General features: G+C 74.0%; 8 protein-coding genes and 2 pseudogenes. 5 read left to right on the forward strand and 5 right to left on the reverse strand.

Translation table 11 applies throughout. The features are described 5' to 3' along the window. Window positions 1-525: 525 nt before the first annotated feature. From VR45_RS18295 to VR45_RS18310, 4 genes and pseudogenes are all read right to left on the reverse strand, one after another. Window positions 526-1,947: a hypothetical protein gene (locus VR45_RS18295; RefSeq protein ID WP_234326029.1), complete on the reverse strand. Its 1,422-nt coding sequence runs from the start codon at window positions 1,945-1,947 to the stop codon at window positions 526-528. Further along, window positions 1,944-2,753: an ATP-binding cassette domain-containing protein gene (locus tag VR45_RS18300; RefSeq protein ID WP_045940857.1), complete on the reverse strand. Its 810-nt coding sequence runs from the start codon at window positions 2,751-2,753 to the stop codon at window positions 1,944-1,946. Before VR45_RS18300 ends, VR45_RS18295 begins: the two co-directional genes overlap by 4 nt. A 36-nt stretch (window positions 2,754-2,789) precedes the next feature. Further along, window positions 2,790-3,620 carry a zf-HC2 domain-containing protein gene (locus tag VR45_RS18305; protein ID WP_045940858.1) on the reverse strand — a complete coding sequence of 277 codons (831 nt, stop codon included), beginning with the start codon at window positions 3,618-3,620 and terminating at the stop codon, window positions 2,790-2,792. Then, window positions 3,617-4,083 (reverse strand): annotated as a pseudogene (locus VR45_RS18310) (RNA polymerase sigma factor). Before VR45_RS18310 ends, VR45_RS18305 begins: the two are co-directional and overlap by 4 nt. Before the next feature lie 245 nt (window positions 4,084-4,328). Between VR45_RS18310 and VR45_RS18315 the strand changes: the two are divergent. Both VR45_RS18315 and VR45_RS18320 read left to right on the forward strand, forming a co-directional pair. Next, window positions 4,329-4,940 carry a TetR/AcrR family transcriptional regulator gene (locus tag VR45_RS18315; RefSeq protein ID WP_045940859.1) on the forward strand — a complete coding sequence of 204 codons (612 nt, stop codon included), beginning with the start codon at window positions 4,329-4,331 and terminating at the stop codon, window positions 4,938-4,940. After that, window positions 4,933-5,283: a nuclear transport factor 2 family protein gene (locus VR45_RS18320; protein ID WP_045940860.1), complete on the forward strand. Its 351-nt coding sequence runs from the start codon at window positions 4,933-4,935 to the stop codon at window positions 5,281-5,283. Before VR45_RS18315 ends, VR45_RS18320 begins: the two co-directional genes overlap by 8 nt. Before the next feature lie 286 nt (window positions 5,284-5,569). Here the strand turns inward: VR45_RS18320 and VR45_RS18325 are convergent, their stop codons facing one another. Then, a complete protein-coding gene (locus VR45_RS18325; protein WP_045940861.1) occupies window positions 5,570-6,751 on the reverse strand; it encodes a hypothetical protein in 1,182 nt (393 codons plus the stop codon). A gap of 520 nt (window positions 6,752-7,271) precedes the next feature. On the opposite strand from VR45_RS18325, the pseudogene VR45_RS44215 reads away from it, so the two are divergent. The 3 genes and pseudogenes from VR45_RS44215 to VR45_RS18335 all read left to right on the forward strand — a co-directional run. Beyond that, window positions 7,272-7,409, forward strand: a pseudogene (locus VR45_RS44215) (transcriptional regulator); the annotation flags it as partial. 337 nt (window positions 7,410-7,746) lie between these two features. Beyond that, the gene (locus VR45_RS18330; RefSeq protein WP_234326030.1) at window positions 7,747-8,007 is read left to right on the forward strand and encodes a VOC family protein; all 261 of its coding nucleotides are present in this window, start codon (window positions 7,747-7,749) and stop codon (window positions 8,005-8,007) included. Window positions 8,008-8,312: 305 nt separating this feature from the next. Beyond that, a complete protein-coding gene (locus VR45_RS18335; RefSeq protein WP_045940862.1) occupies window positions 8,313-8,525 on the forward strand; it encodes a DUF397 domain-containing protein in 213 nt (70 codons plus the stop codon). Window positions 8,526-8,937: the final 412 nt, after the last annotated feature.

Consider the following 8,937-nt stretch of genomic DNA (forward strand, 5'->3'; position numbering starts at 1 on the left):
GCCGTCGGCGCACAGCGGCCCAGGTGGCGGCGGGTGTGCCGGGCGCCAGCATCGGCCAGGTCAGCACCTGGGCGACAGTGCCAGGACCGGGCGGCAGGACGAAGGCGAGCGCGAGCGCCGCGAACGGCGGCAGCCACGCGCAGGACCGGCCGCACCAGGCCGCGCCGAGCGCGGCCAGCCCCGTCAGCCCGGCGCTGTCGCGGACGACCAGGGCGAGGTCGGTCGACAGGCCGACGCCCGCCCGCGCCGTCAGCAGCACCGCGGCCGCGAGCACGGCGCCGCCGAGCAGGTGCGCCGCCCGCCGGGGCGGCCAGCGGATCGCGGCCGTGCGGTCCAGCCCGAGGTCCGGCCCGGCCAAGCCGACGGCGAGCGCCGTCGCCCCGGCCGCGAGGACCAGTACGGACAGCCGCGGGTCGTCCACCGCACCGACGGCCCGGCCGAGCACGGACACCGCCACGGCGCCAGCCAGTACGGCGGCGAGCGCGGCCGGCACCTGCCGCGAGCGCGCATAGAGCGTCAGCCACCTCATCGGGTCGGCACCCCCGTCAGCGTGGCGAGCACGTCGTCCGCGCAACCGACCGCGGCCTCGTGCAGCGCGGCCATCCGGCGCCGCTGCTCCGCCTCCGGCAGGGCGCGGAACCGCTCCCAGACCGGGCCGGCCAGCTCGCTCTGGTCGCTCTCCCGGTGCATCGTCCCGTCGAGCGGGCGAAGGTCGCCGAACACCCAGGCCGCGGCGACGCTCTGGGCGGCGGCGTCGTCCAGGGTGCCGCTCTCGACGTCGCTGCGCGGGCGGCAGTTCGGGGCGATGCCCTGCGCGACCAGGGCCCTGGTCAGCCGTTCACCGGTGGCGACGGCGAACAGCGGATCGTCGAAGTCGACCAGCACGGCGTCCGCCGAGCGTTCCGGCGCCTCGCCGAGCGCGTGCGACTCCACGGTCTCGCGGACGGTGCCGGGGGCCCGGTCGCCGAGGGCGGCGTGGAGCAGCCGCAGGGCCTCCCGGCCGGGACCGGCCAGCTCGTCCAGCCGGGACTGCCGCAGCGCCGTCACGCACACCGGTCCTTCGCACACCGGCGCGGCCGCCGCCCGGTCGACCACATAGGTGTCCTTCGGGTCGGCCGGAAGCACCGCCAGCGCGAGCGCGCCGCCCGCCAGCAGCGGGGCGAGGGCGAGCAGCCGGGCGCGCGGGGTGGCGGCGGCGAGCAGCGCCAGGCCGGTCGCGGCCACGCCGAGCAGCCACAGGACCTGCCCGAGGTGCACCGGGGCGGCGATGGTGAGCAGCGTGTCGCGGACGGGCGCCGAGACCGGTGAGAGCAGGGAGAGCCGGTTGGGCACGGCGGAGGCCGGGATCGCGGCGTCCGTGGTCGGCCGGAGCACGCTGGTGAGCAGGAAGGCGCCGACGGCCAGCGCGGGCGGGGTGAGCACGGAGGGCACGACGCGCGCGACGCCCATGCCCAGCACCGCCCCGGCGGCGAGCGCGAGCGCCGCGACCAGCGAGATCGGCAGCCAGCCCGCAGGGGTGTACCGGGTGCCGCCGGCGAGCACCCGCACCCCGCCGACGAGGAGGAGCAGCCCGAACCCGGTGACGAGCGCGAGGACGATCGGGCCGGCCTGGGCGAGCGCCCGTTGCCGGGCCGGCCTCGGGGTGCAGGCCAGCAGTTCGGCGGTCCGCGAGCGGCGGTCGCGCAGCCCCTGGAGCGCGCCGAGCCCGAGGGCGAGCGGCCACAGGAAGACCAGCATGTGACGGGTCCACAGGGCCATCGAGGTCCACTGCGCCGTCCAGCCGGTGGTGCCCGTGGCCCACGGCCCGGGGGCGAGGGACAGGAACGCGAGCGCGGCCGCCAGGACCGCCGCGCCCGCCCACGGGGCGACGGAGCGGCGCAGTTCGGTGCGCAGGAGCCGGAGGGCCGAGGAGGGGACGGACAGGCTCAGCAGGCGGGGAACGCTCACCAGGCACCCCGCGTCCGTCGCGCCGGATCGACCAGCAGGGCCGAGTAGCCGCGCTCCAGCGGGCTGTCGCCCTGGTGTTCGGGACCGCCCGCCTCGGCCAGCGCGTCCGGGGTGCCCTGGAAGACCAGCCGGCCCTCGGCGAACAGCAGCACATCGGTGCAGGCCGCCGCGACGTCCTCGACCAGGTGGGTGGAGACCACCACACAGGCCTCGGTGCCCAGCTCCTGGAGCAGTTCGCGCAGCCGCAGCCGCTGCGCCGGGTCCAGGCCGACGGTCGGTTCGTCCAGCAGCAGCACCGCCGGATCGTTGACGATGGCCTGCGCGATGCCCGCGCGCCGCACCATGCCGCCCGACAGGGCCTTCATCCGCTCGTCGGCGCGGTCGGCGAGGCCGACCCGCTCCACGGCGCGCTGGGTCGCGGCCGGGATCTCCGCCGCCGGCACCTCCTTCAGCCAGGCCATGTACTCGACGAACTCCCGGACGGTGAACCGCTTGTAGTAGCCGAACTCCTGCGGCAGGTAGCCGATCCGACGGCGCAGCGCGCGGTACTCGCCCGGCCCGCGGACGGTCTCGCCGAGCAGTTCCAGCTCGCCGCCGGCGGGGCGCAGCACGGTGGCCAGGGCCCGGATGAGGGTGGTCTTGCCCGCCCCGTTGGGGCCGAGCAGGCCGTGGACCCCGGTACCGAGGGACAGGTCGAGCCCGTCGACGGCGAGCCGTTTGCGGCCGGCCCTGACCTGGAGTCCGGTCGCCCGGATCTCCCGGGCGTAGGTGGTGGGGGCCAGTTCGGCCCTGGTGACGGCACGCATGGTGCGCGTCCTCCTGTCTGTGAATGGGGGGGAAGGTCAGCGGTTCTGGCCCGGCGCGGTCCAGGCCCCGCGGCGGGCGGCCACGACCGCCACGCCGAGCGCGAGAAGTACGCCCCACGCCGGCAGGCCGTCGGCCCGCAGGACGGCGGCGGTCCGGCCGGCGGCCAGGGTCGGCGCCACCACCACCGCGAGCCAGCCGGCCGCCACGGCGACGGCCGCCCTGGTCACCCCGACCAGCGTGCCGAGCGCGAGGGTGGTCGAGGTGAACGCCAGGCAGGGCAGCAGCCACTGCGCCGCCGTCACGCCCGTCGCCCACCCGCCGAGCAGCAGCGCGGGGAGCACCACGGCGAGCACGGCGGCGGTGCGCCGCAGCAGCAGGGGCAGTCCGCCGCGCGGAGTGGCGGCGGTCAGCTCGTACGCCGGGTCCAGGCCGCGCGACCAGGCGGCCGCGACACCGCCGACCGGCAGGACGGGGGCGAGCACCAGCAGCAGGGAGATCCGGTCCGCGTCCGGCCCGGCGTTCGCCCGGTCCAGCAGCAGCGCGAGCCCGGTGACGACCAGCACCATGGCCAGCCACGGCGTCATCGCGGGCGTCGTCCAGGTGGACAGCCGGGCCGCGAGGCGGCGCGGGGGCGCCGGGGCGGCCACGGCCAGCTGCGGTTCCAGCTCCGACCAGACGGCGGCGGTGAGCGCCGCGACGGCGGGCGCCCCGGTGCCGACGGCGGCCGACAGCCGGTCCCGACAGGCCGGGCAGGTCTCCAAATGGGCTTCCACGGCCCACAGTTCGTCGGCGGCGAGGGCGGCGCCGGGCGTGCCGTCGTCCAGGTAGTCGGCGAGCAGCCGGGCCGAGGGATGTTCCACGGTCATGCCAGTGCCTCCCGCATCGCGATCCTGGCCCGGCGGGCGCGGGTCTTGACCGTGCCTTCGGGCAGTCCGAGGACGACGGCCGTCTCCCGGACGGACAGTCCGTCGAGCACCATGGCCCGCAGGACGTCCCTGAGCTCGGGCGCGAGGCGGCCCAGCGCGTCCCCGACGTCGCCGCCGACGGTGGCCAGCAGCGCCTCGCCGGCGGCGGCTCCGCATGGTGGGCCCGCCGCCGGAACGCGTCGACCAGACGGCGGGCCGCGATCGTCCACAACCAGCCGACGGCCGACCCGCCGGCCCCGCTCCCGGCGAACGACCCGGCCGCCCGCCACACCGCCAGATAGGTCTCCTGCATCACCTCGGCGACCATCTGCTCGTCGGCACAGCGGCGGCGCAGCCGCACCGCCAGCCACGGCGACGTGCGGCGGTACAGCTCCTCGAAGGCGACCCGGTCCCCCCGGGCCACCCGTCGGAGCAGCTGCTCCTCGTCCAGTTCCTGCGGCGGCGCTGCCGCCCTTGCGCGTCTCACACCTGGTAGACGGCCGCGCGGGCCTGCGGGTTTTCCCTGGGGCGTGATCCCGGTCACACCGGGACCGTCGGGAAGCAGCGGCCGACCGGGCGGCCGGCCCGGTCGGTGGCGACCGGCCTCGGAACCGATCGCCTCCGGGCCGTGCTATTTTTGTGAGCAATCGTTCAACTACGGAGGTCGGAATGGGGCGCAGGCAGCTCTGGGACCAGGACGAGGTGCTGGCCTCGGCCATGCGGCTCTTCCGCCATCGGGGGTACCTCGGCGCCTCGCTGCGGGACATCGAGGAGGCCACCGGGCTGCACCCGGGGAGCCTGTACCGGACCTTCGGGAACAAGGACGGCCTGTTCCACGCCGCACTGGACGCCTACAACGAGCGGGTGGTGCGGGGCCGGGTCCGGGTCCACCTGTTGGAGCCGGCGGACCCCCTGGCCGGCATCCGCTCGTTCTTCACCTCGGCGATCGAGACCGGCACCGAGCCCGACCCGGGCTGCCTGCTGACCAACACCGCCGTCGAGTCCTTCGCCCTCCCCCAGGCCGCCGCCGGGGTGCACCACGGCCTGGCAGCGATCGAAGGCGGCTTCGCCGACGCGCTGACCCGCGCCCGGCAGCACGGCGACGCGCCGGCGGACCTCGACGTCGGAGCCACGGCCGCCCATCTGCTCGCGCTCTACCAGGGCCTGCTGGTGCTCGTCCGGGCCGGCCTGCCCCGCACCACACTGCACAGCGTCACTGACGGCGCGATGGCGTCGATCGGCTCCCTGAGGACTCCACGAAAGCAGGACGACCATGAGTGACACCCAGCGGCTCTGGAACGACTACGCCGCCTGTTGGTCGGCCGACCCCGCCGACCGGATCGCCGCCCTCGGCGCGGTCGCGGTCGACGAGGTCGCCTACCGCGACCCCGGGACCGAGGTCGGCAACCTGACCGAACTCGCCGCCTACATGGCCGGCTTCGCCGGAGCCTTCCCCGGCCACCGGTTCCGCATCGACGAGGTGCTGGAACACCACGACCGCTCCCTCGCCCGCTGGACCCAGCTCGACGGGCAGGACGGGACCGCCTCGACCGGCATCAGCGCCGCCCGCCACCACGAGGACGGGCGCCTCGCCGACATCACCGGCTTCTTCCTCCCGGCCTAGCCGATTGCCGTCGGGCGCCTCGGCAGTGAGGCCGAGCGGGTCCCGCACACCGCCGCAGCGACCGGGCTCGGCACCGCCCGGTCCCGGCGCCGGTTCGGGCGAAGTCCTCAGCAGGTCGTCGACGCGTACGTGAAGTGCGGTCGCGAGGGTGTCCGCCCCGGTCGTTCACAGACCGGGGCGGACACCCTCGTGCTACCCCCGCAGCTGCCCCACGGCTTCGACCGCCCGGCCGACCGGTCCGGGCCGGAGCCCGGGGGTGGGACCGGCCCGCGTGGGACCGGCCCGGTCAGGAGACGAGCTTGACGACCGCGTCCGCCGCCGCCTTCCCCGCGGCGGCGAGGACCGCCTTCACCAGGTCGCCGAGGGCTCCGGTCACTCCGGCCGCGAGGGTGTCGGTGGCGTCCAGGCTCGCCTTGAAGGTGCCGTTGAGGATGCCGTCCCACCGGGCCGTGATCTCGGGGTTGTTCCCGACGAACGTGAAGTCGTCGTTGCGGTCCGGCGTACCGAAGGGCAGTCCGGCGACGGTGCCTTCCGTGTGGCCGGAGTGCTGGAACGTGAACACGTGTCCGTCCGGCGTCAGCACGGCGGCGGAGATCGTGTAGTCGATGTTGTCGAAGCCACTGTCGTGCGCGTGCGTGCTGAACGAGAAGAAGCCGTCCTGCCGCATCACCACGTGCACCGAGCCGCCGATCGCGATGTCGGTCGTGACGTCCTGGTCGAAGTTCTTGCTCGACGTGTCGTACCAGAAGTGGTCCTGGATCGACGCGTCCCCACCGGTGAACCACACCTCCATGCTTCCGGGAACGCGGGAGACCGCGGCGAGCCCGGTGGTGACGGACGCGCTGCCGGCGGGGGCGAGCTCGAAACCCTGCCAGGTACTGCCCTCGTACCAGAAACGGTCCTGCACCGAACCGTTCCCGCCCACGAAGAAGACCTCCATACTGCCCGGGATCCGCGAGACGGCGGCAACACTGGCCGTGATGGACGCGCTGCCGGGGGGCGAGAGCTCGAACCGCTGCCAGGTGCTGCCCTCGTACCAGAAGTGGTCCTGGACCGAGCCGTTCCCGCCCACGTACCAGACCTCCAGACTGCCCGGAATCCGCGAGACCGCCGCGATGCCACCGGTCGTCGAGGCACTCCCGGCGGGAGCGAGCTCGAAACCCTGCCAGGTACTGCCCTCGTACCAGAAACGGTCCTGGACGGAGCCGTTCGCCCCGACGAAGAACACCTCCATGCTTCCGGGGACACGCGAGACGGCGGCGATGCCGCCGTTGGCGGACGCGCTACCGGCGGGCGCGAGCTCGTAGCGCCGCCACGGCGACCCCTCGTACCAGTACGCGCCCTGGACCGAGCCGTTGGGGGCGACCCACCAGACCTCCATGCTGCCGTCGATCCGGGAGACCGCGGCCACCCGGCTCGACAGCGAGGCGCTGTCGGCCGACGCCAGCGTGAATCGGTTCCAACTCATCTACGAACCTCCAAGAGCTCGCTTCCGTCACCCGTCGGCCGGGAGGAATCCGGTCCGTGGGCCGCCGGGCCGTCCGAGCCGACCCGGCGTTGCGCGGCGCCGGTCGGGTGTCACCGTCCGTGCGCTCAACGCGTGCCTCCACGGTAGGAATCCGTGCGGACGGTGACATGAGGCGGTGGTCCCGGCCGTGTCCCGGGACCACCGCACCATCCGGGTGCGCGTCATGGGAGCACCCAGGCAGTGCGGTTGCGGCGCGAGGGGGCGACGTCCGCCCGACGGGGCCGCACTCCGGCCACGGGCGCCGTGGGTCCGGAGTGGGAAGTCGACGGGGCCGACTTCCCACGCCCGACGCGCTGTCCTCGCCCAGGAGCCCGAAGGCCGGCCGTCGGGTGGGGCGGAGGCAGCGACGGCCTCGATGCTGTCGTACCCGGCTCGATCTGCGGCGCCCGTGGACCGGCGTCGGCCGGGTGGGTGCGGCAGGACCACCTTCTCCGTGCCGCGCAGCCCTACGGTGGTGGCCATGCAGACGAACCGGCTGAGCGACTTCCTGCGGGCCCGCCGCGCGCTGGTGCGCCCCGAGGACTACGTGATGCCTGCGGGGACACGCCGTACTCCCGGTCTTCGACGCGAGGAGATCGCGGTCCTCTCCGAACTTGCCGTCCGGGACGGTGTACGACCCGGTCTCGGTGCGTGGGGCGGTTGTCGGTCACACTGAACCCGACCATGGCGGAGCCGTTGCCCCCGTCCGGTTCCTGCGGCAGCACTGCCGCCCGTACAGGTCCCACACCTGGTTGGACGGCGCGCGGGTCCGCGGGTCTTCCCCTGGGCGTGATCCCGGCCACAATGCGCAGGAATCAGGATCCGGAACTCCCGAGGCACCCCTGTCGAGGTGGGACGTGTTCAACAGCGTGCGTACTGTGATGACCTTCGCCGTGAATCCCGAGGCGTCGGCCCGGTGGTGGGGTTAGCTCCTCGACGTCCCCGTGAAGACGGACGTGAGTGACACCGGGGCGGTCTACGCCTGGGTGGAGATCGGCGGGGTCGAGGTCGGCTTCCACCCGGTGGACGACGAGCGGAACCCCCGTGGCGGCAGCCCGGTCGTGTACTGGGGCGTGGACGATGTCGACCAGGTCCAGGAGCGGCTGCTGGCGGCTGGCTGTGAACACCACCGGGGCCCGCTGACCGTCGAGCCCGGACGCAGGATCGCCCAGCTGCGTGACCCGTTCGGCACCGTCATCGGCATCGAGGGCCCGTAGCAGAACGCGCCGAAGTCCTGGTGCCCCACCGACCGTGGTGGTCGGTGGGGCACCAGGACTTCGGCGTTCACCGGTCCAGGCCGTGCAGCCGCTCAAGTCCGGTGGCCACAAGCCGGGCCACGGCAACGTGGCCCGGCCAATGGCGGACCCACTCGCTACTTGATCGTCCCAGTCAAAGTGCGGATTCCACGACCGACCGAGAGAAGCATCCGACCCTTGCGAAGAGGGCCGCCATCAGCTCACAGTGGAAGCACTGCCGAAGGCTGACCCTCCGGAGATGATCCGTCAGACGTGAGAGGAACGTGATGGACAGCCCCGTAGACCTGTCCGACGCCGCCTGGTTCAAGTCGTCCCACAGCAACAACGGGGGCTCGTGCGTGGAGGTGACCGGCGACCTCCCCGGCCTCGTTCCAGTCCGTGACTCGAAGGACCCGACGGGCCCCGCACTCCTCTTCCCAGCCGACGCCTGGCAGTCCTTCGTCGCCGGCGTACGGATGGGCGAGTTCGGCGCCGTCTGACCCGATCTCACCGTGAGCCCCGACCGGACTCCCGGCCGGGGCCCTCGTGTATCCGGAGTGGGAAGTCGACGGAGCCGACTTCCCACTTCCCAGGCTCGAACCGACCTGCGAGGTGGAACCCGGCCACCACCTAGCGAACGGGACGGCACGATGCGGGCCGAGAACCCGTCGGCCATTTCGCCCGCCCTCCCCCAACGGTCCTCCGTCGTAGGCATGCGGGTGGGAGAGCTCGGTATCGGCCCCCGATCGGCTTCCCGATCGGGGGCCCACGTGTTGAGCCCAGTTCCACGGACGTGGGCCCGGAGTGGGAAGTCGACGACACCGACTTCCCACTCCCCCAAGGGCGGCACCGACTTGAGGCACCGTGCAAGGGCCCGGCGGGGTGGGGCTATTCGGCGGGGGTGCCGCGGAG

It is taken from the genome of Streptomyces sp. NRRL S-495 (assembly GCF_000966955.1).
Lineage (GTDB): Bacteria > Actinomycetota > Actinomycetes > Streptomycetales > Streptomycetaceae > Kitasatospora > Kitasatospora purpeofusca.

Bases quoted from the DNA above. Each gene is read 5' to 3' on its own strand.
- VR45_RS18300 (WP_045940857.1), bottom strand. From the start codon at position 2,753: ATGCGTGCCGTCACCAGGGCCGAACTGGCCCCCACCACCTACGCCCGG.
- VR45_RS18305 (WP_045940858.1), bottom strand. From the start codon at position 3,620: ATGACCGTGGAACATCCCTCGGCCCGGCTGCTCGCCGACTACCTGGAC.
- VR45_RS18315 (WP_045940859.1), top strand. From the start codon at position 4,329: ATGGGGCGCAGGCAGCTCTGGGACCAGGACGAGGTGCTGGCCTCGGCC.
- VR45_RS18320 (WP_045940860.1), top strand. From the start codon at position 4,933: ATGAGTGACACCCAGCGGCTCTGGAACGACTACGCCGCCTGTTGGTCG.
- VR45_RS18325 (WP_045940861.1), bottom strand. From the start codon at position 6,751: ATGAGTTGGAACCGATTCACGCTGGCGTCGGCCGACAGCGCCTCGCTG.
- VR45_RS18335 (WP_045940862.1), top strand. From the start codon at position 8,313: ATGGACAGCCCCGTAGACCTGTCCGACGCCGCCTGGTTCAAGTCGTCC.